Source organism: Sporosarcina soli (assembly GCF_042655805.1).
Taxonomy (GTDB): Bacteria; Bacillota; Bacilli; order Bacillales_A; family Planococcaceae; genus Sporosarcina; species Sporosarcina soli.
Genome location: NZ_JBHSNO010000015.1, coordinates 77,927 through 102,525, shown reverse-complemented (window position 1 = coordinate 102,525; position 24,599 = coordinate 77,927). Strand labels below are relative to the sequence as shown.

Below are 24,599 nucleotides of genomic sequence, written 5' to 3'. Positions count from 1 at the left end.
CAGACCACTCGTTACCAAGCCAAACGATATAGCACCTCGCTATACTGTGTGCATATTAATTACCTCATGGGTATTATCGCCAGTAAAAACCACTAAGATACACCGTAGCAGCACGATAACTATTTGGTAATATTTAATAATTTTGTTTTTAGGTCAAGTTTAGAACTGATGTTTGGAATGATGCGGACGAAGAGGGGAACGAATTTGCTTAATCAATTATTGAAGTCGATGCAATACAATCAAGAACTGAGTATGTTGTATATGGATAAGAGTGTGCAAGTGAGTAAACGAAGTATTCAAGCCATTCAGGTTGGTGAAGAATTTACGACTGATTAAAAAGAAAATGAAAATCGAAGAAGCTCCTGTAATGATAAGAAGAATCGTATTCCTGAATTTATAGAAGCTCCATTATTGGATGTTGTTTTTTTAAAATCCAACTTCTCATTATATTGGATACATGAATGTAAACGTGCACATTAATCCAGAGAGAAATCTGGGATAATGTGCAGTTTTTTATTTGTGGACACTTAAGAAGGAAAAGGGTTAAGTTTTAGATTAATTGTCCATAATGGTCTAAGATAACAATTCGAAGGATGATATCATGATTTATATCTATAATGACTATGGCGGAACACATACTACAGCACTGGCAGCTGCCTATCATTTATAAGAATTAGACCAATCCGAACGTGAACTTACTAAAGAAGAAATATTAAGTGTAAACTATTTCAATAAATTGACTAAAAAGGATTTCGGAAAAATCATTTTCCATGGGATTGATGAAAATGGAGACTCTGTGTATACAATAGGTCGGAAATCCTCTAAACTTGTTGTTCCAGCAATGAAAAATTTGATTTTATTGATTCAAAGTAAACATCCAATTCCAGAACAAATCATATTCTCCAATACATCACCCACTGTACCGATAGCGATGTCGATTGGTGGTTTTTTGTCTAGAGGCTTAAAAATTGATTTTCTTGGTGTACCATTACTAGTTATAGGTGCCAAACAATGTTGCGATAATATTTTTCGGTTGGTAGAAAACACAAAACGAATAGCCCAATCCAGTAAGGAACAAGTGACTATTTTAGACAATCAAGAATTTAAGTAATACTTCTTAACAAGGGACCGGCTCAGAAAATCAATTTTTACTGATTTTCTGAGCCGGCTCCTTTTGGTTAAAAATCATTAATCGCGCGTCAAAGAAACGTATTCGATTGAATCTGAAATAAGTGTTACTACATGGTTTACTCCGATGAAAGAAATTCTTTGGGAAGGCAGTAAATGATAGGACTCAAAATCTGTAGTAGACGTGATGGATGAGTCACTGCTATTTTGTACGTTTATTGACTTTAAGGATTCAACGAGAATACTAGATTCTGATTTCAGTTGTATAAATGCGTTCCAGCTCAAGCGGTTCACCTCCTTAATTGACACTGTACGATACTGCTTGCCATTGTTGTACTTGTCCCATTTTCAGTAACTCTTTTTATATCATAATAGACGTTATTTAAATATTTACGTTAAAGAGTTCGAAAAGCTTCATTTTAATAAATGTGTTCGATATTATTGATTATGAAGAACACGATGTTCAATTTTCCACATAAGCAGAGCTTTTATACTAAAATTTAAAGGTATTAAGAGAGGTAAAGGGGAATACGAATGAGTAGAAATCTATGGTCACTTATTATAAATTCATTAAGAATTGTAGCAGGTTGGTATATATTTTTTTCTTACATATTCATACCTTTCAATAGAGTGTTAAGAGCCGATCAACCTGCTTTAGTATGGGTTTATTATGATACTCGAATTATAGTAGGCTTACTTCTATTCGTTATTTTATTCGGATCAAGAGATCAGCTAATTGGTGGACTCAAAATATATAGTCATATTTTGAATACTAAGTTAACAACAAGTGTATATGTAGGACGAGCCTATCACTCGATACGCGTTGCACGTATTTTGGTAATATATTTTTTTATCATGATTTATACGCTATTTTTTCTTCCCTTTACGTTCATTTATACATTATGGTTATCTGTTAAAAAAACAATCGCTTTTGTAATCTCCGTTGTAAAATATTCACGTAGGTAATCGTTTTTTGCGTAGGGGACGCAATTTTTATTTAATCTTCTGGCTTACCAACTTTAAATTCTAAATTCAGTTTAAAGGTGCATCATAAAAAGTGTCAAAGATACCTTTATAATTCATTTTTAGGTATTCAATATTCTTGGGATCTGTAGAGAGTATATTGATGACGTCCCCAGTCGCTCCGAAGTGAATCAGATACTTACTCGTGTCAATCATAAATAAAGCTTTGGAGGCACGATCGTTTTTATAGAGAAGTGCATCTATTGTATATAAGATTGCATCATTCACTGCTACGTTTTTTATGGACGCAATCTTAGCGAACCCTTCGTCAAGATCAAATTCTTCACTTGTGAGTTTATGTTCCTTCCATTTAACAATGTGTATCCGCTTTGACAAGTTATTAGTGAGATATTTATTTTTTCTATTATATTCTAGGGAAAGGAATAGATCGACAGTTGGCTCATCCATCGTAAGATGATGCATAAATTTTCGAATCCCTTTCACTCGAACTTCTCTGAAATAATCCGTTGAGAATCTAACGCGGTTTTCCATTGGTGCATTAAAATACATAGAAGAACTCCACGGTTCAGTCAGTAGAACCCCAGATTTGGTACGAATGCATTTTGTCGCTAATTCGGTTGAGAGTCTTGTCATGTATATCACTCCTAGTTTGTTTTGAACAGAGTTTTCTGAAGAGCCATCCTGTTTCCATCACATCGATTTGCGAGTAGGTTGCATTTATTATGATACACTAATATCAAAAAGGGATGAGATAATTTGGTAGACAAGCCTTTAGCGTTATACATTGTAACCGGTGGCATTATCGGTCTTTTTTTCGGTGGAATGTGGCAGGGGATAAGTGCAATGGTCCTCATTTATATTGCTCAAAGATTAGAACTTCTTACGCGCATTATCGAAAATAAAAAGGCGGAAGATAAATAGGAACCTGCTTTCTAGCAATCCGATTGCTGTGTAAATCGTACATAATAAAAATTTAATAAAAGGAATTAAGTTTAAAATGAGTCGCTTTAAGAAATTATGGATTGAAACTGAACAATGTGACTGTAACATTGATATTTATGACGATAACACCGATGTAATTGTCACTATGAATGACGGCACTAAGTGGACTGCTTCATTTTTTACGTACAAAAATATTGAATCTTTACGTCTGAAGAATCAACAAACAGGCGAAAATTTGAACGGTCTTTTTTTGTGGTCTAGTAATATGATTTTAATTGAAAAGATAGATAGAACTTTATTGGAACGTGTTATTAGTAATTTAATGGAAGAAGGATTATTTGTCCAAGTATTTACCAGGATTGAGGAATCAAAATTTTAAGTGAAAAAGAATTCCATAAAAGCATATGAACTCAATGTTTGTACGATATATCACAATGTTGTATGATGAAGCTTAGTTCATTAAATAACCAGTAGTGTCTATGGTCCTGTTGGAGTTGGACGGGGACTAAAAAGAAGTGAAAAGGGAGGCAGCATAGCCTCCTTTTTGCTGTGAAGGAAGGAAGTGACGGTAATGAGAGGAATGTATATCCACATCCCGTTTTGCCATCAAATTTGTCACTATTGTGATTTCAATAAAGTGTTTTTCAAAAATCAGCCTGTTGATGCGTATATCGAGTCAATTGGACAGGAACTTGCGGTCATGCGTCAGGAAGGGACTTCCTTCGAAAGGCTTGAAACAGTATTCCTGGGCGGGGGAACACCGACGTCTTTATCAGAACAACAGTTAGATCGTCTACTTGCCATCATCCACGATTATGTTGATGTATCTTCGTTAACGGAGTTTTCGACGGAAGCGAATCCTGATGAGTTGACTTATGGCAAGTTGAAAGTGTTGAAAAATGGGGGTGTCGATCGGTTGAGCATCGGTGTTCAATCATTCGATACAGAGTTGCTCAAGAAGATTGGCAGGACGCATAATGCTGATGATCCGGTTCGTGTCATCACGGATGCTCGGAAAGTCGGTTTTGAAAATATGAGCATCGATCTTATTTACGGGCTGCCGGGACAAACGATCGCTCAATGGCAAGATACGCTGAATCAAGCATTGGCGCTTGATTTGCCCCATTACTCAGGGTACTCACTCATTGTAGAGCCGAAAACGGTTTTTTATAATTTAATGAACAAAGGTCGTTTGCCGCTTCCTGGAGAAGATATCGAAGCGGAAATGTTCGCCATGCTTATGGAGCATATGGATCAACACGGCCGTAAACGGTATGAAATCAGCAATTTTGCTGTTCCGGGTTATGAATCTATCCATAATCTCATCTATTGGGAGAATGCAACTTATGCGGGAATCGGTGCAGGTGCGCATGGTTATTTGAATGGCGAGCGCTATTCAAACATCGGCCCCATTGCTAAATATATGGAAAAAACGACTGCAGGAGAACGCCCGATTCAACAAAGACATCTCGTTACGGAAACTGAAGCGATGGAAGAAGAGATGTTTTTGGGACTGCGGACAGCAAAAGGGGTCTCCTTTTCTTCCTTTGAAAAGAAATTTGGTCAATCGCTGGAGACAGTATACGGCGAGACGATCGAGCAACTCGTTCAAGATGGCTTGGTAGAGCGGTCGGATGATAGGGTTAAACTGACACGAATTGGGGTATTCAGAGGGAATGAAGTGTTTCAACAATTTCTTGCGTAAAACGAAGTCAATTCGTTGACACGCTCATTTGAATTTGATAAATTATCAATAGCATTAGCACTCGAGGTTACAGAGTGCTAACAAGGCGACTGGCGAAAACTGTTGCCCAGCAAGTACCTTGTTCAAAAGGTGCTGATAGGAGTGATGATTATGTTGACGAACAGACAATTGCTTCTTTTGCAACTGACAGTTAACGATTTCATCGAATCCGCACAACCCGTCGGATCCAAACAGCTTTCACAAAAGCAGGAGGCGCCATTTAGTTCGGCGACCATCCGGAATGAGCTGGCGGAGCTTGAGGAAATGGGCTACTTGGAAAAGACCCATACATCTTCCGGTAGGGTACCATCCGAAAAAGGATACCGGTTTTACGTCGACCACTTATTAAAACCGGAAAAGTTGAAAACGGAAGATAGTTTCCAGTTGCGTTCGATTTTTCAAGACAAGATTGTTGAAATGGAGGAATTGATTCGGAAATCAGCGACAATCCTTTCCGATTTGACGAACTATACATCCATTCTTCTCGGTCCGGACACGACACTGCATGCTGTAAAGCGTTTTTCAATCGTCCCTTTGGATGAGAAAACGGCAGTGGCCATCATTGTGACGGATAATGGAAGAGTTGAAAATCGACTATTCAACGTGCCGGAAGGATTTACGGCGTCAGATATTGAGAAAATGGTGAACATACTGAACGAACGACTTGTAGGAACTCCGCTCGTCCAACTTCAGCAAATACTTCTGAAGGAAACGAAAATGATTTTGGAACGTCATATTCACCATGCATCGGAGCTTTACACCGCTTTCCAACGAGCCATTTCCATTGAGCCGGAGGAACGTTTGTTTTTCGGCGGGAAAATGAATATGATGAAACAGCCTGAATTCAATGATGTTCAAAAGATGAAAACATTTTTTGAACTGATCGAAAAAGGCGTTCCGGCAAAAACGTTTTTTCAGGACGATTTGGCGGGAATCCATGTCCGTATCGGTTCCGAAAACAACAACAATGCGATGGAGGATTATAGCGTCATCACGGCAACTTATTCAGCTGGAGAGCAGATGGCCGGATCTATCGCAATTATCGGTCCTAAACGGATGGACTATGCAAGGGTCATTACGTTGCTTGATTTGGTGAGCAGTGGTTTGTCCAGTGAACTGGCAAGGCTGACAATCGGTGGCGGATCAGCAGGGAGGAAAGAACATTGACAGAAACGAAAGCCGACTTAAATGACAAAGAAGTAGTGGAAAACGATTCGACAGTGGAAGAAACGACCGCTGTTGAAAATGAAAACGAAACAAACGTAGAACAACAAGCCGTAGAAACGGATGACAATTCGACTGCAGCTGAACCTGAAAATGAGCTTGAAACCGAGGTCGAAGAATTGAAGGCCAAGCTTCAGGATGAGGAAAACAAATACTTCAGATTGCTTGCAGATTATGAAAACTTCAAACGAAGAGCGGCGCTGGATCAGGAAGCATTGCAAAAATATCGTGCGCAAAGCGTCGTTACCAATTTGATTCCTGTGCTTGATAATTTTGAGCGAGCATTGAACGTTGAATCGCAGACTGAAGAAGTGAAGTCGATGATGACGGGGATGGATATGATCTATCGCACTCTTGTCGATGCATTGAAGGCGGAAGGGCTCGTTGAAATTGAAGCACTTGACAAGGAATTCGATCCGAATTTCCATCAAGCGATCATGACAGGCGCCGATGAGGAAAAGCCATCAGGCATTGTACTTGAAGATTTGCAAAAAGGGTATATGTTAAAAGATCGTGTACTGCGGCCTTCGATGGTTAAAGTTAACGAGTAATGATTGAAGCATCTTATCTAGGAGGAATTTGATTATGAGTAAAATTATCGGTATTGACTTAGGGACAACTAACTCTGTAGTGGCGGTATATGAAGGCGGGGAGCCGAAAGTAATTCCGAACCCGGAAGGTAATCGTACGACACCATCCGTTGTCGCGTTCAAAAACGGTGAGAGACAAGTCGGTGAAGTAGCGAAACGTCAATCGATCACGAATCCGAACACGATCATGTCCGTTAAGCGTCATATGGGTTCTGATTATAAAGTGAAAGCGGAAGACAAAGAATATACGCCACAAGAAGTTTCAGCGATGATCCTTCAGTATATGAAAGGCTATGCAGAAGAGTATCTTGGCGAAAAAGTGACGAAAGCGGTTATCACTGTTCCTGCATACTTTAGCGATGCGCAACGTCAAGCTACACAAGATGCGGGTAAAATCGCAGGACTTGAAGTGGAGCGTATCATTAACGAGCCGACAGCAGCAGCACTTGCATACGGTTTGGATAAAACAGAAGAAGATCAAATCATTCTCGTCTATGACCTTGGTGGCGGTACGTTCGACGTATCGATTCTAGAACTTGGCGATGGCGTTTTCCAAGTGCTTTCTACTGCGGGGGACAACCAACTAGGTGGGGACGATTTTGACGATGTCATCATAAACTATCTTGTGGACGAATTCCGCAAAGAAAACGGCATCGACCTTTCCAAAGATAAAATGGCGATGCAACGTTTGAAAGACGGCGCTGAAAAAGCGAAAAAAGATCTTTCTGGCGTAACATCTGCACAAATTTCACTTCCGTTCATCACGGCAGGAGAAGCTGGTCCACTTCACCTTGAAGTGACACTATCTCGTGCGAAATTTGACGAATTGACTGCACATCTTGTCGAGCGTTCAATGGTTCCGACTCGTCAGGCGATGAAAGATGCAAACCTTTCTTCATCTGAAATTGACCGCGTCATTCTTGTAGGTGGATCGACACGTATTCCTGCAGTTCAGGAAGCGATTCAAAAAGAAACTGGCAAAGAGCCATACAAAGGCGTTAACCCAGATGAAGTCGTTGCAATGGGTGCCGCTGTCCAAGGTTCAATCCTTAGCGGTGACGTAAAAGACGTTGTCCTTCTAGACGTTACACCACTTTCACTCGGCATTGAAACAATGGGTAATGTCTTCACGAAATTGATCGAACGTAATACGACGATTCCGACAAGTAAGTCCCAAGTGTTCTCAACGGCGGCAGATAACCAGCCTGCAGTTGACATCCACGTATTGCAAGGGGAGCGCCCGATGTCTGCGGACAACAAAACACTTGGCCGTTTCCAATTAACTGATATTCCACCGGCGCCACGTGGAGTTCCACAAATCGAAGTAACATTCGATATCGATAAAAACGGTATTGTAACAGTTAAAGCGAAAGACCTTGGCACGCAAAAAGAGCAAAATATTACAATCCAATCAAGCTCTGGTCTATCAGACGATGAAATCGAACGCATGGTAAAAGATGCAGAAGCGAACGCGGAAGCAGACAAAAAGCGTAAAGAAGAAGCGGATTTGAAAAATGAAGCAGATCAGCTTGTATTCATGGCTGAGAAGACATTGAAAGACCTCGAAGGAAAAGTTTCTGAAGAAGAAGTGAAAAATGTCGAAGAAGCGAAAGAAGAGTTGAAAGCTGCAATCGAAGCGGCAAACTTCGACGATATCCGTACGAAAAAAGAAAAATTGGAAGAAATCGTTCAACAGCTTTCTATGAAACTGTATGAACAAGCGGCTGCAGAATCAGCGGAAGGTGCCGACAATACAGGCGGTTCAAATGATGACGGTGTTGTCGACGCTGAGTTCGAAGAAGTAGACGACAAAAAATAATAGGGTACTTGAATTCAAGTTCAGCTTCTGGCGGGTGTTCCAACTGTGAATTACGCCGGGGCGATATGAAAAAATTCTTGACGGAAAAGTCAAAGTCCGATATTCCGGCTTTGGCTTTTTCAATTTTTATCGGGCATGCATAATGATACAATAGGCATAGGCCAAAGTATTTCGGGAGAGTGTAAAAATGAGCAAACGAGATTATTATGATGTGCTTGGATTATCAAAAGGCGCATCCAAAGACGATATCAGGAAAGCGTATCGGAAACTATCCAAAAAGTATCACCCAGATTTGAACAAAGAGGCGGATGCGGAAGAGAAATTCAAAGAAGTGACGGAAGCTTATGAAGTGTTGAGCGATGATACGAAAAAAGCGAATTATGATCAGTTCGGTCATGCAGATCCGAACCAAGGTTTTGGCGGTTTCGGCGGTGGCGGAGATGGTTTTGGATTCGAAGATATCTTCAGCACGTTTTTCGGTGGTGGTGGATCAAGACGCCGTGATCCGAATGCGCCTCGAAAAGGGGATGACCTCCAATATTCCATGACGATTGATTTCATGGAAGCTGTTTTCGGAAAAGAGATGGAAATTGAAATTCCGAAAGAGGAAACATGCGAAACATGTGACGGCTCAGGTGCGAAAAAAGGGACTTCCCCAACAACTTGTACGCATTGTGGCGGTTCTGGTCAGATCAGCATTACGCAAAACACGCCGCTCGGTCAAATGGTAAATCGCAGAACGTGTCCACATTGTCAAGGGACAGGGAAAATCATCCCTGAAAAATGTACGACATGTCACGGTAAAGGTAGAGTAACCAAAAACAAAAAAATTAAAGTGACGATTCCTGAAGGTGTTGACGATGGTCAACAGCTGCGCGTCTCGGGACAAGGCGAAGCGGGGCATAACGGCGGTCCGGCAGGGGACTTGTATATCGTATTCCGCGTGCGCCCACATGAAAAATTCATACGGGAAGAAGACGATATTTATTTGGAATTGGGTCTAACGTTCCCACAAGCTGCACTCGGTGATGAGATTGAAGTGCCGACCGTACACGGCAATGTGAACTTGAAAATTCCAGCCGGTACACAAACGGGCACCCGTTTCCGTCTCAGAGGTAAAGGGGTTAAAAACGTCCACGGCCGTGGCATAGGTGATCAACATGTTGTCGTGAAAGTGGTGACACCGAAGAAAATGACGGAAAAACAGAAAGAATTAATGCGTGAATTTGCAGCCATTAGCGGAGATTCGCCAGATGAGTATTCAAGCTCCTTATTTGATAAAATTAAACGTACAATCAAAGGCGACTGAAAGGGATGAATTGATTTGAAGTGGTCGGAAATTTCCATTCATACAACGCATGAAGCAACGGAAGCGGTAGCGAATATTTTACACGAAGCGGGTGCCAGTGGTGTCGTGATTGAAGATTCGGTAGAACCGGATCGGATTCACGAAGACCGTTTCGGAGAAATCTATGCACTTGATAAAAAGGATTTTCCGACTGATGGCGTCATCGTCAAAGCGTATTTACCTGTCAATAGTTTTCTCATTGAAACGATGAAAGATATTGAACAGGCGATTGAAGGCTTAACAGCATTCGGTTTGGATATCGGACAGAACAGCATTCATACGCATGAGATCGACGAAGAGGATTGGGCGACTGCATGGAAGAAATACTATCATCCTGTCAAAATATCCGGGCGATTCACAATCGTCCCGACATGGGAACAATATGATCCTGTCGATTCGGATGAATTGATCATCGAGTTGGATCCAGGTATGGCGTTCGGAACTGGCACGCACCCGACCACGGTCATGTGTCTCCAAGCGCTTGAAAAGTATGTGCGTGAAGGGGACACGGTCGTTGATGTTGGAACCGGTTCCGGTGTCCTTTCCATCGGTGCAGCTCTGTTAGGCGCGTCTCAGGTCCATGCGCTTGACTTGGATGATGTCGCAGTGGTAGCAGCGAAAGAAAATATTAAATTGAATCATGTCGAAGAGAAAATTCATGTTACACATGGCAATCTATTAGATTCCGTTAAAGAACCTGCCAATATAATCGTTGCGAATATATTGGCAGAAGTGATCATGTCATTTTCTGGAGATGCTTATGCTATTTTACCGGAGGACGCATTGTTCATCGTTTCAGGCATCATCGGTCAAAAACGCGATATGGTGAAAGAAGATTTGATTTCCAAAGGCTTTGACATTATCGAGTCTGTCCTGATGGAAGACTGGGTTGCCATTGTTGCCCAAAAAAGGGGCGTGTAACGGTTTGCAACGCTATTTTCTTTCCGACCCGTTCGATGACGAAGGGAAAGCTGAAATCTCCGGCGACGATGGAAAACATATCGTCCGTGTCATGCGAATGGCACCCGGAGATCAAGTCATCGCGGTTTACGACGGTCACGCATACGTTTCAGCCATTTCCGAACTGGCTACAGATGTGGTGATCGTCCAACGCGAGGGAGACGCGCTGCCGTCCAGTGAAATGCCTGTTTCTGTGACGATTGCATGCGGTCTGCCTAAAGGCGATAAGCTTGATTGGATTACACAAAAAGGTACTGAACTCGGCATGGTAGGACTCATTCCCTTTGAAGCAGAGCGCTCCATCGTCAAATGGGATGATAAAAAAGGCGGTAAAAGGGTAGAGAGACTTCGCAAAATCGCGAAAGAAGCGGCGGAGCAATGCCATCGTACGCTTATTCCTGAAGTCGCAACACCTTATACGTTCAAGCAATTGATCAATGTAGCGAAAACGTATGATGTCCTGTTATTTGCGGATGAGGAAGATGCAAAAAGCGGAAAACCGCATAAGATTGCAGATCGGCTTAAAAACGTGTCTCCCAAACAATCGGTACTGGTTGTTTTCGGCCCTGAAGGCGGCCTATCCCGGAGCGAAGCGGAAGCACTCCACTCCGCCGATTTTTTACCGATGGCATTAGGTCCGCGTATCTTAAGGACTGAAACGGCCCCGTTATATCTCCTGTCTACCATGTCTTACGAATTTGAATGAAAGAGGTAAACAGCATAGGAATAAGACCTTTCTAAAAAAATAGAAAGGTCTTATTTTTAAGCGAAATATGGGATTGAAACAGGACGCATAATGTGTAATGAAAAAGCTGGTGATCACTAGCCCAAATTTATGGTCATTCAATTGGTTGCCATTGTGGATTCCAAACTACTTCCCATAAGTGACCGTCTGGGTCTTGGAAGTGGCCAGAGTATCCGCCCCAAAAAGTATCGTGAGCAGGATCAGTTATCGTCGCACCTGCCCTTTTCGCTTGTTCCATTACATGATCGACTTCGGTTTTACTATTAACATTGTGACCTAATGTAAACTCGGTAGGGCTAGATTCAGCTAAAGGAACTTTTGCTTCATGTGCGATGTCTTTGCGATTCCAAATAGCAAGTTTTAGGCCGGATTGTAAATCAAAGAAAGCTACTGCACCATGTTCAAATTCTTCTCCGACGATCCCTTCCGTTGGTAGACCAAGACCATCACGATAGAAAAGAAACGATTTTTCTAAATTATCAACGCCTAATGTGATGACAGTAATTCGTGGTTTCATAACCATGGAACCTCCTAATTGAATTTTAAGTGAATTATATCAATTATTTTTGTAGTGCGACAAATAAACACAATTGGTTATATCTAGACAAAAAGAAAACAGGTGACTATAATTCATGTACATGTCACCTATCTCGGTGGAACAATTTAAATATGTAGAGACTAAACAAAAAAATTAGGCTCAACATGTTTATTTATGCTATCATAAAACTCGTTGACATTTTATTTAAACCCAAGTTAATTATGATAATGTTTGTAATGAAAGGATGAAATATATATGAGCAACGAGCTACCGAAAAACGTAAGCTTTCACACCCTCGGTTGCAAAGTAAATCATTACGAAACTGAGGCGATCTGGCAATTGTTTAAAGAAGCCGGCTATGATCGTAAGGATTTCGAACAAAACTCCGATGTCTACGTCATCAATACGTGCACAGTGACGAATACGGGGGATAAGAAAAGCCGTCAGGTCATTCGACGTGCCATCCGAAATAATCCGGATGCAGTCATTTGTGTAACAGGTTGTTATGCGCAGACATCACCTGCTGAGATTATGGCGATTCCGGGAGTGGATATCGTCGTTGGAACGCAAGATCGGACGAAATTACTTGGCTTGATCGACGAATATCGGGCGGAACGACAACCGATCAACGCCGTTCGCAATATTATGAAGAACAGAGTGTATGAAGAGCTTGACGTTCCTGCTTTTACAGACCGTACACGGGCATCTTTGAAAATACAGGAAGGATGCAATAACTTCTGTACGTTTTGTATTATTCCTTGGGCGCGTGGCCTCATGCGTTCCCGCGATCCGCAAGAAGTAATCCGTCAAGCGCAACAGCTTGTTGATGCAGGATACCTTGAAATTGTCCTGACTGGTATCCATACGGGTGGTTATGGGGAGGATTTGAAAGACTATAATCTTGCCCGTCTTCTTCGTGATCTAGAATCGCAAGTGAAAGGATTGAAACGTCTTCGAATCAGTTCCATCGAAGCGAGCCAATTAACTGATGAAGTCATTGAAGTGCTCCGTGATTCGAAGATTATCGTCCGCCATCTGCATATTCCGATCCAATCCGGTTCCAATACTGTACTGAAACGGATGCGTCGTAAATATACAATGGAATTTTTCGGGGAGCGTTTGGATCGACTTCGCGAAGCGTTGCCACATTTGGCGATCACTTCGGATGTTATCGTCGGTTTCCCGGGAGAGACGGAAGAAGAATTCATGGAAACTTATCGTTTCATCCGCGATCAGAGTTTCTCGGAACTGCATGTTTTTCCATATTCCAAACGGACAGGGACACCTGCCGCACGAATGGAAGATCAAATTGATGAAGAAGTGAAAAATGAGCGCGTTCATCGCCTGCTTGAGTTGAATGATCAGCTTGCGAAGCAATACGCATCCTCTTTTGAAAATGAAGTGCTCGAAGTTATTCCAGAAGAAAAGTATAAACTCGATCCGGATAGCGGGCTCTATGAAGGATATACAGATAATTACTTGAAAGTTGTCTTGCCTGCCGATGAATCAATGGTCGGTAAAATTGTCCGTGTGAAGTTGACGAAAGCGGGCTATCCATATAATGAAGGACAATTTGTCCGAGTAATGGATGACCAGGAAATCCATGCCTAATAAGAAAAACCATTTCAGCCAAACGAGGTTGGAATGGTTTTTTCGTGCACAATCGGCCTGTTCTTGCTATGATTGGAGAAGTACGGACAACTACGGGGAGGTATTCAGTTGAATACGGATTTTGCGACTTATATTGATCATACATTGCTGAAAGCTGAAACGAAAAAAGAGGAGATTCTGAAGTTGTGCGAAGAAGCGCGCACCTATTCTTTCGCGTCAGTTTGTGTCAATCCTACCTGGGTGAAAACGGCGGCGGAAGCGTTAGCTGGGACGCCGGTTAAAGTATGTACGGTCATCGGTTTTCCGCTAGGGGCATCGACGTCCGAAGTAAAAGCGTTTGAAACCGCAGATGCGATTCAAAACGGTGCCGGAGAAATCGATATGGTGATCAATATCGGTGCACTTCGAGGCGGGGATGACGCGACCGTGAAAAAGGATATCGAGGCAGTTGTTCAGGCTGCAAAAGATCAAGCAATTGTCAAAGTGATTATTGAAACAGCCTTATTGACAGAGCAGGAAAAAAGAAAAGCGTGCGAGTTATCCGTTTTGGCTGGAGCTGATTTTGTCAAAACCTCTACTGGTTTTTCAAATGGAGGGGCGACGGAGGAAGACGTCAAATTAATGCGGGCGGTCGTTGGGCCTGAAATGGGTGTGAAGGCATCCGGTGGTGTTCGGAGCTTTGAAGAGATGAAAAAAATGATTGATGCGGGCGCTACGAGAATCGGAGCAAGTTCCGGAGTTCAGATTATGCAAGGACTTGCATCCACATCTGATTATTGATCGGCTAAGTACAAAGACCAGGATTACATATCTAGCGAATTGACCTCATTTAGGGGGATATAAGATTTTTTTCTAAATAAAGTTGAAAGTTTTATATTGACCTATTTTTATTTATGCGGTATAATTCTTGAGTACATGGCACTTGGTCATGTTCCGAAGTGTGTTTGGAGGGAGGGACAAGAGATATGTCGAAAACTGTTGTTCGTAAAAACGAATCGCTTGAAGATGCTCTTCGCCGCTTCAAACGTACTGTATCCAAAAGTGGAACAATACAAGAGGTAAGAAAGCGTGAGTTTTATGAGAAACCAAGCGTAAGACGCAAAAAGAAATCTGAAGCTGCAAGAAAACGTAAATTCTAATTTTCTGTAGCCATGAATTCGATCTTGTAATGAATCTAAAATTTGGTAAACCGGAAAATCCTTAATAGGATTTTCCGGTTTATTTGTTATCTGGATTTTTATCCGAAGAAAAATGAAACTTCCGAGCTTTTGAACCGTATAAAGAGATATAATAAAGGGGATAGAGAGAGGTGAAAAAGAAAATGCATAAAATGATAGGAAGAGTTCTCCTGTTCATTTTATTATTATCGGTGATCTCGATTCCGTTCATACAGACGGAGGCTAGCGGTACCAAAGTGTACAAAGTACCGGTTGAAGAAGAAGTTGAAAAAGGCTTATTGGCTTTTTTAAAGCGCTCCTTTTCAGAAGCGGAACAAGCAGGTGCGGAGGCGATCATCCTCGAAATCGATACGCTTGGAGGCTTTACAGATGCCGCAGACAAAATTGCCAAGTTGATGGATGAGACAGAAGTTCCGATCATCGCCTATATCAACAATCGCGCAATTTCTGCCGGTGCATTGATCGCGCTACATGCAAAGGACATTTACATGTCTCCTAACGCTACCATCGGGGCAGCCCAAGCGATCGTTGCTAATGGCAATGCGGCGGATGCCAAAGCGCAAAGTAAATGGATTGCGGATATGATCAATGCTGCTAATTCTTCAGGTCATGATCGTGATACAAAGTATGCACAAGCAATGGCAGATCCGGACGTCGATCTCCCTCAATATCGGGCAGGGAAGGGCAAATTGCTGACATTGACTGCTTCGGAAGCATTAGAGGTCGAGTATAGTCAAGGGACCGTTTCGTCTTTTGAAGAAGTGCTTGCAAAGGCGGGCTATGAAAATGCGGAAGTCATTCCAACGGAATTGACTATTTTTGAAAAGATCGCCCGATTCATCGCCCATCCGATCGTTGTCCCAATCCTTCTATCCATTGCAGGGCTTGGCCTTGTCGTAGAATTATATTCTCCCGGATTCGGTGTGCCGGGTACGATGGCGATTACTTCGTTGCTGTTATTTTTCTATGGCCACCTTGTTGCAGGGTTTGCAGGCTATGAATCCATCGTTCTCTTTGTGGTTGGTGTAGGGCTTGTCATCGCGGAGTTTTTCTTGCCGGGTGGGATAGCGGGGATCATAGGATCGCTCGCAATTGTTGGCGGTATCATTTTGGCAGGCGGCAATCCGATGTATATGGCGATTTCGGTCCTTATCGCGGTTGCCATCGCTAGTACAGGGATGGTGATTCTTATGAAATTTTTCGGTAAAAAATTGCATCTGCTCAATAAAGTCGTGCTGATGGATGCGACGGATACGGAAAGCGGTTACGTTTCAAACGTGAATAGAGTGGAATTACTGGGACGTGTTGCAAAGACGTCCACACCGCTTCGCCCGGCTGGAGCCATCGAACTGGACGGTGAACGGATCGATGTTGTTTCGGAAGGAAGTTACATTGACAAAGGAAAAAATGTTACGATTGTGAAGGTAGAAGGTTCCCGTATTGTTGTACGGGAATCAGAAGAGGAAGGGGAGATTGAATAATGCCAGAAATCGCAGGAGCAGCAGGTCTTATTACGACAGTGATTATCGCGATTGTCGTAATACTCGTACTAGCTGTATTTTTCACACTCGTCCCTGTCGCGCTATGGATTTCCGCCATGGCAGCAGGTGTGCGGGTCAGTATTTTTACACTCATTGGAATGCGTCTTCGTCGGGTTATCCCGAGCCGTGTCGTCAATCCATTGATCAAGGCCCATAAAGCGGGCTTAAGTGTCGGGATCAACCAATTGGAAAGTCATTACTTAGCGGGAGGGAACGTTGACCGTGTCGTCAATGCTCTCATTGCAGCACACCGTGCGAATATCGAATTGACGTTTGAACGTGCAGCCGCGATTGATCTTGCTGGACGTGACGTGTTGGAAGCGGTCCAAATGTCCGTTAACCCGAAAGTGATCGAAACACCATTTATCGCTGGTGTCGCCTTAAACGGGATTGAAGTGAAAGCGAAAGCACGTATTACCGTTCGTGCCAACATTGATCGTCTCGTCGGTGGTGCGGGTGAAGAAACAGTTATCGCCCGTGTTGGTGAGGGGATTATTTCCACGATTGGTGCGTCTGTTGACCATGCGAAAGTATTGGAAAACCCAGATATGATTTCACAGACAGTCCTATCCAAAGGACTTGATTCGGGAACAGCTTTCGAAATTTTATCCATCGATATTGCCGACGTGGATATCGGTAAAAACATCGGTGCGGAATTACAGACAGAGCAGGCGCAGGCGGATAAAAACATCGCCCAAGCGAAAGCGGAAGAACGTCGTGCAATGGCTGTTGCGAGCGAGCAGGAAATGAAAGCAAGAGTCGAAGAGATGCGCGCGAAAGTGGTAGCCTCCGAAGCGGAAGTTCCACTTGCGATGGCGGAAGCACTCCGCACTGGCAACATTGGCATTATGGACTATATGAACTACAAGAACATCCAAGCGGATACAGGCATGCGAAACTCCATCAGTAAAGTGGGCGAGGATAAGCAGAAGCCTGACGGTAAGAAAGAGTAACGGGTGATCATCCGATTCCCGGAAAGGGGATGTATCGATGGAACAACTGATCATTTTTGCCATATTGGCAATTCTTGGCTCGTTATTCAGCGGTAAGGACAAGAAAAAAGCACCCCGGCAAGGGCAGCCAAAACCATTTACGGCTGGGCAGGATAACCCTGTTAAGAAGCTGAAAGAAATGTCGAAAGAAATGGTTCAGGAAATGCAAAAAGAGCTGCAGAAAGGGGCGGACGAACCTCCTAGCAGGCAAACGCCACCTATAGCAGCTCCGCGCAAACCGGCGACGGCTGAACTGATTACGGTAAATGAGGGGCCGGTTGAAGTTCAGAAGAAACAGGAGCGCCCTTCGACTGATCGGCATCGCGGTCGGCTTTCAGCGCATGGCGGAACTCGGAAAGTGTCAGTTGAAGTCGACAAGGACGATCTTGTCCCGAAAACGAGCGAGGATTTCTTGAAAGGAATCGTCTTTTCCGAAATTTTAGCTCCACCAAAATCAAAACGGTAAGCATTGACCCCCTGCCTATTTCATATGTTATGGCAGGGGGTTTTATCTTTTGAGAAAATTATTTGATACGGGTTCATCAGTGACAATCGAAGAGTTCCGTTCAGTACGGATCAATGGGCCTTATGCACTTTTGAAGCTCGGCCCCGATTTTGCAGTGATTAAATGTGGGCAATACCGGATTGAGGCGACAGGAGAAGAATTGACCGTGGAGACACTTTCGGAAGAAGTAGCAATATTCACTTTTACGTCCATCACAACGCTGGAAATTAAAGAAGATGGAGCATTGCCGTATGCATAAACGATATGCGATTAAGATTACGGGTGCCAATGATGTCTCCAGCTTTATCTCCAAACTTGTCTCGAATGGTACGAAAATTTCTTCATTGTCTATTCAAAATGGGGCAGCACACTTTCAGACCGATCGCAAAGGCTTGCAATCCATCCGTCGATTACGCCGTAGTTACCGTGTGAAAGTGTCGGTTAGACAGGTCGGAATGGAGAAGGGCTTTAAAGGCATTTTCTCATCCTATCGTTTTTTGATTGCTTGTCTCATTCCATTTCTCGCTTCCTTTTTTCTTTGGACAGTCAATGTGGAATCGGATATGCCCGAGGTTACGGAAAGAATTGAGAAGAAACTTGAAAAAAATTCGATTGTTCCACTAAAACCCCTCGTTTTTATCCCGGACGAAGGTGAAATTCGCCGGGAGCTCATGTTGGATGACCCTGCTTTGTCATGGGTCCGTTTTAGACGGGTTGGAACAACACTTACCGTCATTCCGATGCTTTCACCTCAGTCGGATGAGAATGTAGAAGAGGATGGACCTCCTTCGAACCTTGTCGCACGCACAGGAGGCGTAATTACGCGTTTTGAATTGAAAAGTGGGGAAAGGGTAGGACATGTCCATCAGACGGTTAAGAAAGGGGATGTGCTCGCTACAGGCATTCTGGAACAGGGAGGAAAAACAACTGTCGTTGGTGCAGATGGTGCCGTTTTTGCGGACTATTGGGTCGAGTATTCCTTCAGTCTACCCAAAACGATCGATTTTCACATGCAAGGTGATGAAGTCATGCAATTGTCATTTCATTGGCCTTGGCAAAAAAATAAAGCGGATGAACAAGATGTATCGCCTTGGTCGTTCATACGATCTGAACGTCATGTGGAAGAAAAATCAGGACAATTTGAGTTGGTCGAAGGCATGGAAGAGACAGTATTGATTCCGTTGTTAAAAAACAAGCTATTGTCCGAATCATTTTCAAAAGCGATCGTGCGGGATGAGAAAATTTTGCACGTGTCATTCGATAATGATAAAGTTAATGGGACTATACTGTTTCTGATCAATGATAACATTGCAGTCAAAAGACCGATATCCCAAGGAGACTGAAACTATTGAATGAACATTTGATTCAACTGCATATTGAGGACCCGAACGAAGCGGTCATGCTACTTGGCATTTCAGACCAAAATATGAAATTGATTGAAGAGGAATTAAAGATTACAATCTTAGTGAGAGGCGATACGATATCGCTCAGTGGAGAACAAAGCAATTCAGCGAAAGTTTTATTCGAGCAGTTGCTAAAAGTCATTCGGAAAGGCATCAATATCAATCAACGGGATGTTTCGACCGCACTCGAAATGGTGAAAGCCGGGACGATTGAATATTTCGCCGAATTATACGATGAGGAGATTGCGAGAAATACGAAAGGGAAGGCGATCCGGGCGAAAACAATTGGACAACGTGAATATGTCCATGCCATTCGTACACGCGATCTTGTTTTCGGTGTTGGGCCGGCTGGTACCGGGAAGACTTACTTGGCTGTCGTCCTTGCTGTTCAAGCGATGAAAACAGGCTCTGTGAAACGCATCATATTGACGCGTCCCGCTGTGGAAGCAGGAGAGAATTTGGGATTCCTGCCAGGTGACTTAAAAGAGAAGGTTGATCCCTATTTGCGTCCACTGTATGATGCACTTCATGATGTCCTCGGGGCGGAGCATACAGAGCGTCTCATTGAGCGTGGCGTAATTGAAATCGCCCCGCTTGCCTATATGAGAGGGCGCACATTGGACGATGCGTTCGTCATTCTGGATGAAGCGCAGAATACAACCAAAGCCCAGATGAAAATGTTTTTGACACGTCTTGGCTTCGGTTCGAAAATGGTGATCACCGGAGACAAATCACAAATCGACTTACCAAAAGGCGTTGATTCCGGACTCATCGCAACAGAAACGATTCTAAAAAAAGTGAAGGATATCCACTTTCAATATTTGGAGCAAGGCGATGTAGTCCGTCACCCACTCGTTGCGAAAATAATCGAGGCTTATGAAGAGGAGCAGTCATCCTAACTTGACTGCTTTTTCTTTAGAAATAAGAAGCAAGTGTACACAATCCACGATATACTAATACTGATGTCAAAGCGCCCGTGCTTGTCGCATCTGCGCGGGCGTTTACATTTTTCGATAGAAGAGAAATGGGGGAATTCCAATGCTGCAGCCAATACGTAGGTTTTTGTTCTCACTGAAATTCAATTTCCTATCTTTATTTCTTATTGGATTATCCGCAATCCTTCTCTTTTCGCTCATGTATGGGAGTGTCAAGAAAGAGACATATGAACTGGAATCATTACAAATTTCACCGGATACGATCCGCTCGATCAAAACCGTTGAAGATACGGTGAAGACGGAGCAGGATCGGGAGCGGGCGGCCCTTGAAGTTCCTCCTGTCTACCAGTTTTCCGATGACGTAGGACCAAATCGGCAAGCGATTGCTACATCGATATTCGATTTTCTGATCGATGTGAAAGAAATGGGGAAAACAAAGGGCGATACTAACGAAACAGAAGCTTTGGATCGGAAAGAGCAGATTAAAGAAATGCGCGAGAGGCTTAAGAATCTTGAAAAGAAAGAACCGGGCCTCCGATTGAGTGACGAAGCCATTTCAAATCTATTAGAACAGAAGACAGATGTTTTGCAAGACGTGCAGCAGATTATTTCAACGATTATCGGGGAGGAATTATCGAAACCGGTACGGGCAAGCGATCTTTCCGCAGTCCGTTATGAAGTGGAACGGCAAATTCGCCTTTCAGATAAGATTCCGCCAGCCATTTTGCAATCGGTGCTAACAATCGGCCGCTTACTCGTCGTAGAAACGGAAACAATCAACGAAGAAGCGACACAGGCGGGGATTGAACAAGCGAAGGCCGCTGTTGAACCGACAAGGATCTTGCAAGGACAAGTCATTGTGCGGGAAGGTCAAATGATAGACAGGGAAATTTATAGGCAGCTCGAACTTACAGGATTATTGACCAATCAATCCACTGTCAAACCGTTCGCTGGCTTGAGCTTATTTGTCCTCTTCATTTCGGCAATCATCTTCATGCATTTCAACACTTGGCGGAAAGAAAGCTCTGTTAAGAAAAAAGCATTGCTTATCGTGCTTACAATCTTTCTCCTACTCGTCGTCTTGATGAAATTGCTTGCGTTGATTGAAAAGGATTTTGACGTATTATTAGCGTTCCTGTTTCCGACTGCGTTAGCACCGATGCTCGTTAAGTTGTTGACGAACGAACGGCTTGCGATCATGATGACGATTATCACTGCTGCAACGGCAGGTGTGATGTTGCAGGAAGGATACGCTGCCATTATTCAAATGGAAGTGGCATTGTACATATTGTTCGGGGGGATTGTCAGTCTTTATTTACTTGGAAATGGGGGAAGGCGCTCGAATATTTTGCGGACGAGTGCAGGAGTAGCGGCTTCCAATATGCTGTTCATCGCCTTTTACTTACTGATGACACAGTCTTCTTATGATATGTCAGAACTGGCTTTTTATGTTATCGCCGCTATAGCATCCGGCATATTATCGGGAGCACTAACGATTGGGCTTATGCCATTTTTTGAGTCTGCATTTGGCTTGTTATCAGATATGAGATTGATAGAATTATCGAACCCGAATCATCCATTATTAAAAAAAGTGCTCACTGAAACGCCTGGCACGTACCATCATAGTGTCATGGTCGCAAACCTTTCGGATGCAGCATGCGAAGCGATCGGAGCGAATGGGTTGCTTGCGCGTGTTGGCAGTTATTATCATGATATCGGTAAATCGGTACGGCCCGGTTTTTTTATTGAAAACCAGCACGGAGGAAAAAATCCGCATGATGCGTTGCCACCTGAAAAAAGCCGTGATATCATTATTGCCCATGCAGAAGATGGTGCGAAGATTCTTGAAAAGCATAAAATGCCAGCTGAAATCATCGATATTGCCCGGCAACACCATGGAACGAGCACGTTGAAATATTTTTACGTAAAAGCGAAAGAATCCGGGAAAGATGTGGTAGAGGAAGAATTCCGCTATGCAGGTCCGAAGCCACAAACGAAAGAAGTTGCCATCATATCCATTGCGGATAGTGTAGAAGCGGCAGTCCGGTCGATGAAAGAACCAACCCCGCAAAAGATTGCGGGATTAGTACGGGCAATCGTCAATGATAAATTGAAGGATGGCCAATTCGATGAATGTGATATTTCCATGAAGGAATTGAAGTTGGTCGAGAAAGTGATTTGTGAAACATTAAACGGAACTTTCCACAATCGGATTGAATATCCGGAGTAAAATTGAAAGGAGTGTTACCTAGATGCTTGAACTGTATTTCGAAGATGAAACTGGGACTGTTGATGAGACGGTTATCGAACTGATTCGAAAGTTATTAACGCATGCCGCTATCGAGGAAGAGGTGGCAAGTGGAACGGAAGTGTCTCTCACATTTATGACCGATGAAGCCATTCAAGAAGTGAATGCCGAATATCGAGGAAAAGATGTTCCGACCGACGTCATTTCGTTTGCGCTTGAAGAGATGACGGAAGGCGAATTGGCCATTGTTGCGGAGGAAGGGATGCCCGTTATTTTGGGGGATATCATCATTTCCGTTGAAACTGCTCAAAGGCAAGCGGAAGAATACGGTCATGATTTTAATCGGGAAATGGGTTTTCTTGCATTACATGGTTTTTTGCATCTTCTTGGATATGATCATATGATCGAAGAAGATGAAGCCGTCATGTTTGGACGACAGAAGGAGATTCTGACTTCGTTCGGACTTGAGAGGTGAGACCGATGCGGCGTTTTTTTAAAGCGTTCGTCTATGCGTGGAACGGCATTGTCCATGGCGTTAAAGCAGAGCGCAACATGAAAATGCATGTTTTAGCCGCCATCGTCGTGGTTGTCGCAGGGGTTTTGACAAAGCTTTCACCTGTTGAGTGGTTTATCGTCATGATTCTGATTGGTGGCATGTTCGCATTGGAGCTGATGAATGCCGCGATTGAACGTGTCGTTGATTTAGTGACGTCGAAAAGGCATCCATTGGCTCAGCAGGCGAAAGATTTGGCGGCAGGAGCTGTCTTTGTCTTCGCGATCTTTAGTGCGATTATCGGACTATTGCTTTTTGTTCCGAAATGGTTGAATTTCATGTAGAGAGGTGTTTAGATGGAAAAAAATAAATTGATGGAAGAGTCGAAAAAAGCAAGGGAGAAGGCCTATGTCCCTTACTCGAAATTTCCGGTAGGTGCTGCCTTGTTGGCGGAAGATGGAACAGTTTACCGCGGTTGTAATATTGAAAATTCGGCCTATAGCATGAGCAATTGTGCGGAGCGGACGGCTTTTTTTAATGCGGTTTCGGAAGGTGTTCATACATTCAAGGCGCTCGCTGTCGTTGCGGATACGGAGGGACCGGTTTCGCCTTGTGGGGCTTGCCGGCAAGTGATCGCCGAATTTTGCGATAAGAAGATGCCTGTTTACTTGACGAATTTGAAAGGCGATGTGTTGGAGACGACGGTCGCTGAATTGCTTCCGGGCGCTTTTTCCAAGGAGGATTTAGATTATGCAGCAGAATAACCAATCATTCAAATCGGGGTTCATTTCCATCATCGGACGTCCGAATGTCGGGAAATCGACTTTCCTGAATCGTGTAGTCGGGCAAAAAATCGCCATCATGAGCGACAAACCGCAAACAACGCGTAATAAGGTGCAAGGTGTTGTCACGTCAGATGAATCGCAGTTGATTTTCATCGATACACCAGGAATCCATAAGCCTAAACATAAGCTCGGCGATTTCATGGTGAAAACAGCGCGTAATACACTGAAAGAAGTCGACGCCGTGATGTTTATGGTCAACGCCGATGAGCCGATTGGGCGCGGCGATCGCTTCATCATCGAATTGCTTGAAAATACAAAGACACCGGTCTTTTTAATTATCAATAAAATCGATTTGGTCCACCCGGATGATCTGTTGAAAGTGATTACGACGTATACGTCCGAATATGATTTTGCGGAAATTGTTCCGATTTCAGCGATCAATGGCAATAATGTGGAACGGCTCATGGAAACATTAAACACATACATGCCAGAAGGTCCGAAGTATTATCCGGATGATCAAGTGACAGACCACCCGGAACGTTTCATCATCTCTGAATTGATCCGCGAGAAGGTATTGCATTTAACGCGGGAGGAAGTTCCGCATTCCGTCGCTGTTGTTATCGAGAAAATCGAGCGGGAAGAAAAACGGGAAATGGTCAATATCATGGCTACAATTGTAGTGGATCGAGACTCCCAAAAGGGCATCGTCATCGGGAAAAGAGGCGCGTTGCTAAAAGAAATCGGAACGAAGGCGAGGCATGATATTGAAATGCTGCTCGGTTCGAAAGTTTTCTTGGAACTTTGGGTCAAAGTGCAAAAAGATTGGCGCAACAAACCGGGCCAATTGAAGGAATTCGGCTTCAGAGAAGACGAGTACTAATCCAAG

26 protein-coding genes and 1 pseudogene are annotated in these 24,599 nt (G+C 43.3%); 25 read left to right on the top strand and 2 right to left on the bottom strand.

From position 1 onward, the window contains the following. The first annotated feature begins 204 nt into the window (after positions 1-204). Positions 205-336 (top strand): hypothetical protein, encoded by a 132-nt coding sequence (locus ACFPRA_RS19465; protein WP_381438378.1) that lies wholly within the window; start codon positions 205-207, stop codon positions 334-336. 265 nt (positions 337-601) lie between these two features. Continuing rightward, a pseudogene (locus tag ACFPRA_RS19460) lies at positions 602-1,111 on the top strand (DUF3189 family protein). A gap of 1,049 nt (positions 1,112-2,160) precedes the next feature. Here ACFPRA_RS19460 and ACFPRA_RS19455 read toward each other — a convergent pair. Next, complete coding sequence (locus ACFPRA_RS19455; RefSeq protein WP_381438375.1) at positions 2,161-2,745, bottom strand: hypothetical protein; 585 nt, start codon at positions 2,743-2,745, stop codon at positions 2,161-2,163. 123 nt (positions 2,746-2,868) lie between these two features. Here ACFPRA_RS19455 and ACFPRA_RS19450 point away from each other — a divergent pair, with 123 nt between their 5' ends. The 9 genes from ACFPRA_RS19450 (at position 2,869) to ACFPRA_RS19410 (ending at position 11,445) form a co-directional block, all read left to right on the top strand. Continuing rightward, positions 2,869-3,033: a hypothetical protein gene (locus tag ACFPRA_RS19450; protein ID WP_381438373.1), complete on the top strand. Its 165-nt coding sequence runs from the start codon at positions 2,869-2,871 to the stop codon at positions 3,031-3,033. 76 nt (positions 3,034-3,109) lie between these two features. Next, positions 3,110-3,433 carry a hypothetical protein gene (locus ACFPRA_RS19445; RefSeq protein ID WP_381438371.1) on the top strand — a complete coding sequence of 108 codons (324 nt, stop codon included), beginning with the start codon at positions 3,110-3,112 and terminating at the stop codon, positions 3,431-3,433. 192 nt (positions 3,434-3,625) lie between these two features. Beyond that, positions 3,626-4,759 carry a radical SAM family heme chaperone HemW gene (hemW, locus tag ACFPRA_RS19440; protein WP_381438369.1) on the top strand — a complete coding sequence of 378 codons (1,134 nt, stop codon included), beginning with the start codon at positions 3,626-3,628 and terminating at the stop codon, positions 4,757-4,759. A 150-nt stretch (positions 4,760-4,909) separates the two neighbouring features. Then, positions 4,910-5,965: a heat-inducible transcriptional repressor HrcA gene (gene hrcA / locus ACFPRA_RS19435; RefSeq protein WP_381438366.1), complete on the top strand. Its 1,056-nt coding sequence runs from the start codon at positions 4,910-4,912 to the stop codon at positions 5,963-5,965. After that, positions 5,962-6,573 carry a nucleotide exchange factor GrpE gene (gene grpE / locus ACFPRA_RS19430; protein WP_381438364.1) on the top strand — a complete coding sequence of 204 codons (612 nt, stop codon included), beginning with the start codon at positions 5,962-5,964 and terminating at the stop codon, positions 6,571-6,573. The genes hrcA and grpE overlap by 4 nt, the downstream gene beginning before the upstream one ends. Before the next feature lie 34 nt (positions 6,574-6,607). Beyond that, on the top strand, positions 6,608-8,431 hold the full coding sequence (gene dnaK / locus ACFPRA_RS19425) for a molecular chaperone DnaK (protein WP_381438362.1): 1,824 nt from the start codon (positions 6,608-6,610) through the stop codon (positions 8,429-8,431). 187 nt (positions 8,432-8,618) lie between these two features. Next, positions 8,619-9,740 (top strand): molecular chaperone DnaJ, encoded by a 1,122-nt coding sequence (gene dnaJ / locus ACFPRA_RS19420; protein ID WP_381438359.1) that lies wholly within the window; start codon positions 8,619-8,621, stop codon positions 9,738-9,740. Between the two features lie 15 nt (positions 9,741-9,755). Further along, the gene (gene prmA / locus ACFPRA_RS19415) at positions 9,756-10,700 is read left to right on the top strand and encodes a 50S ribosomal protein L11 methyltransferase (protein ID WP_381438357.1); all 945 of its coding nucleotides are present in this window, start codon (positions 9,756-9,758) and stop codon (positions 10,698-10,700) included. 4 nt (positions 10,701-10,704) lie between these two features. Continuing rightward, complete coding sequence (locus ACFPRA_RS19410) at positions 10,705-11,445, top strand: 16S rRNA (uracil(1498)-N(3))-methyltransferase (RefSeq protein WP_381438355.1); 741 nt, start codon at positions 10,705-10,707, stop codon at positions 11,443-11,445. Positions 11,446-11,578: 133 nt separating this feature from the next. Here ACFPRA_RS19410 and ACFPRA_RS19405 read toward each other — a convergent pair whose 3' ends face one another. After that, entirely contained in the window at positions 11,579-12,001 is a 423-nt protein-coding gene (locus tag ACFPRA_RS19405) for a VOC family protein (RefSeq protein WP_381438353.1), read from the bottom strand. 276 nt (positions 12,002-12,277) lie between these two features. Between ACFPRA_RS19405 and mtaB the strand changes: the two genes are divergently transcribed. The 14 genes from mtaB to era all read left to right on the top strand — a co-directional run bounded on the left by mtaB (position 12,278) and on the right by era (position 24,593). Further along, the gene (gene mtaB, locus ACFPRA_RS19400; RefSeq protein WP_381438350.1) at positions 12,278-13,633 is read left to right on the top strand and encodes a tRNA (N(6)-L-threonylcarbamoyladenosine(37)-C(2))-methylthiotransferase MtaB; all 1,356 of its coding nucleotides are present in this window, start codon (positions 12,278-12,280) and stop codon (positions 13,631-13,633) included. A gap of 108 nt (positions 13,634-13,741) precedes the next feature. Next, a complete protein-coding gene (gene deoC, locus ACFPRA_RS19395) occupies positions 13,742-14,413 on the top strand; it encodes a deoxyribose-phosphate aldolase (RefSeq protein ID WP_381438347.1) in 672 nt (223 codons plus the stop codon). 185 nt (positions 14,414-14,598) lie between these two features. After that, entirely contained in the window at positions 14,599-14,772 is a 174-nt protein-coding gene (gene rpsU, locus ACFPRA_RS19390; protein ID WP_381438344.1) for a 30S ribosomal protein S21, read from the top strand. A 182-nt stretch (positions 14,773-14,954) separates the two neighbouring features. Beyond that, complete coding sequence (locus tag ACFPRA_RS19385) at positions 14,955-16,292, top strand: NfeD family protein (RefSeq protein WP_381438342.1); 1,338 nt, start codon at positions 14,955-14,957, stop codon at positions 16,290-16,292. Next, on the top strand, positions 16,292-17,305 hold the full coding sequence (gene floA / locus ACFPRA_RS19380) for a flotillin-like protein FloA (RefSeq protein WP_381438340.1): 1,014 nt from the start codon (positions 16,292-16,294) through the stop codon (positions 17,303-17,305). Before ACFPRA_RS19385 ends, floA begins: the two co-directional genes overlap by 1 nt. 37 nt (positions 17,306-17,342) lie before the next feature. Continuing rightward, positions 17,343-17,810, top strand: coding sequence for a hypothetical protein (locus ACFPRA_RS19375; RefSeq protein ID WP_381438337.1), 468 nt, complete (start codon positions 17,343-17,345; stop codon positions 17,808-17,810). A gap of 49 nt (positions 17,811-17,859) precedes the next feature. After that, positions 17,860-18,108 carry a hypothetical protein gene (locus ACFPRA_RS19370; RefSeq protein ID WP_381438335.1) on the top strand — a complete coding sequence of 83 codons (249 nt, stop codon included), beginning with the start codon at positions 17,860-17,862 and terminating at the stop codon, positions 18,106-18,108. Then, positions 18,101-19,192, top strand: coding sequence for a sporulation protein YqfD (locus tag ACFPRA_RS19365; protein WP_381438333.1), 1,092 nt, complete (start codon positions 18,101-18,103; stop codon positions 19,190-19,192). Before ACFPRA_RS19370 ends, ACFPRA_RS19365 begins: the two co-directional genes overlap by 8 nt. Positions 19,193-19,248: 56 nt before the next feature. After that, on the top strand, positions 19,249-20,151 hold the full coding sequence (locus tag ACFPRA_RS19360) for a PhoH family protein (RefSeq protein WP_381438917.1): 903 nt from the start codon (positions 19,249-19,251) through the stop codon (positions 20,149-20,151). Positions 20,152-20,290: 139 nt separating this feature from the next. Beyond that, positions 20,291-22,417, top strand: a complete 2,127-nt coding sequence (locus ACFPRA_RS19355) for an HD family phosphohydrolase (protein ID WP_381438330.1) — start codon at positions 20,291-20,293, stop codon at positions 22,415-22,417. A gap of 22 nt (positions 22,418-22,439) precedes the next feature. After that, positions 22,440-22,910, top strand: coding sequence for an rRNA maturation RNase YbeY (gene ybeY / locus ACFPRA_RS19350; RefSeq protein ID WP_381438328.1), 471 nt, complete (start codon positions 22,440-22,442; stop codon positions 22,908-22,910). A 5-nt stretch (positions 22,911-22,915) separates the two neighbouring features. After that, positions 22,916-23,272 carry a diacylglycerol kinase family protein gene (locus tag ACFPRA_RS19345; protein WP_381438326.1) on the top strand — a complete coding sequence of 119 codons (357 nt, stop codon included), beginning with the start codon at positions 22,916-22,918 and terminating at the stop codon, positions 23,270-23,272. 12 nt (positions 23,273-23,284) lie between these two features. After that, a complete protein-coding gene (locus tag ACFPRA_RS19340; protein ID WP_381438323.1) occupies positions 23,285-23,692 on the top strand; it encodes a cytidine deaminase in 408 nt (135 codons plus the stop codon). Further along, complete coding sequence (era, locus tag ACFPRA_RS19335) at positions 23,679-24,593, top strand: GTPase Era (protein ID WP_381438320.1); 915 nt, start codon at positions 23,679-23,681, stop codon at positions 24,591-24,593. The genes ACFPRA_RS19340 and era overlap by 14 nt, the downstream gene beginning before the upstream one ends. Positions 24,594-24,599 lie beyond the last annotated feature (6 nt).

Excerpts from the sequence above, each read along its gene's own strand:
- rpsU (WP_381438344.1), top strand. The coding sequence starts at position 14,599 with ATGTCGAAAACTGTTGTTCGTAAAAACGAATCGCTTGAAGATGCTCTT.
- hrcA (WP_381438366.1), top strand. The coding sequence starts at position 4,910 with ATGTTGACGAACAGACAATTGCTTCTTTTGCAACTGACAGTTAACGAT.
- ACFPRA_RS19445 (WP_381438371.1), top strand. The coding sequence starts at position 3,110 with ATGAGTCGCTTTAAGAAATTATGGATTGAAACTGAACAATGTGACTGT.
- ACFPRA_RS19385 (WP_381438342.1), top strand. The coding sequence starts at position 14,955 with ATGCATAAAATGATAGGAAGAGTTCTCCTGTTCATTTTATTATTATCG.
- ACFPRA_RS19375 (WP_381438337.1), top strand. The coding sequence starts at position 17,343 with ATGGAACAACTGATCATTTTTGCCATATTGGCAATTCTTGGCTCGTTA.
- ACFPRA_RS19340 (WP_381438323.1), top strand. The coding sequence starts at position 23,285 with ATGGAAAAAAATAAATTGATGGAAGAGTCGAAAAAAGCAAGGGAGAAG.
- ACFPRA_RS19345 (WP_381438326.1), top strand. The coding sequence starts at position 22,916 with ATGCGGCGTTTTTTTAAAGCGTTCGTCTATGCGTGGAACGGCATTGTC.
- ACFPRA_RS19355 (WP_381438330.1), top strand. The coding sequence starts at position 20,291 with ATGCTGCAGCCAATACGTAGGTTTTTGTTCTCACTGAAATTCAATTTC.
- mtaB (WP_381438350.1), top strand. The coding sequence starts at position 12,278 with ATGAGCAACGAGCTACCGAAAAACGTAAGCTTTCACACCCTCGGTTGC.
- dnaJ (WP_381438359.1), top strand. The coding sequence starts at position 8,619 with ATGAGCAAACGAGATTATTATGATGTGCTTGGATTATCAAAAGGCGCA.
- ACFPRA_RS19360 (WP_381438917.1), top strand. The coding sequence starts at position 19,249 with ATGCTACTTGGCATTTCAGACCAAAATATGAAATTGATTGAAGAGGAA.
- hemW (WP_381438369.1), top strand. The coding sequence starts at position 3,626 with ATGAGAGGAATGTATATCCACATCCCGTTTTGCCATCAAATTTGTCAC.
- ACFPRA_RS19455 (WP_381438375.1), bottom strand. The coding sequence starts at position 2,745 with ATGACAAGACTCTCAACCGAATTAGCGACAAAATGCATTCGTACCAAA.
- ybeY (WP_381438328.1), top strand. The coding sequence starts at position 22,440 with ATGCTTGAACTGTATTTCGAAGATGAAACTGGGACTGTTGATGAGACG.
- ACFPRA_RS19405 (WP_381438353.1), bottom strand. The coding sequence starts at position 12,001 with ATGAAACCACGAATTACTGTCATCACATTAGGCGTTGATAATTTAGAA.
- ACFPRA_RS19365 (WP_381438333.1), top strand. The coding sequence starts at position 18,101 with ATGCATAAACGATATGCGATTAAGATTACGGGTGCCAATGATGTCTCC.
- floA (WP_381438340.1), top strand. The coding sequence starts at position 16,292 with ATGCCAGAAATCGCAGGAGCAGCAGGTCTTATTACGACAGTGATTATC.
- era (WP_381438320.1), top strand. The coding sequence starts at position 23,679 with ATGCAGCAGAATAACCAATCATTCAAATCGGGGTTCATTTCCATCATC.
- dnaK (WP_381438362.1), top strand. The coding sequence starts at position 6,608 with ATGAGTAAAATTATCGGTATTGACTTAGGGACAACTAACTCTGTAGTG.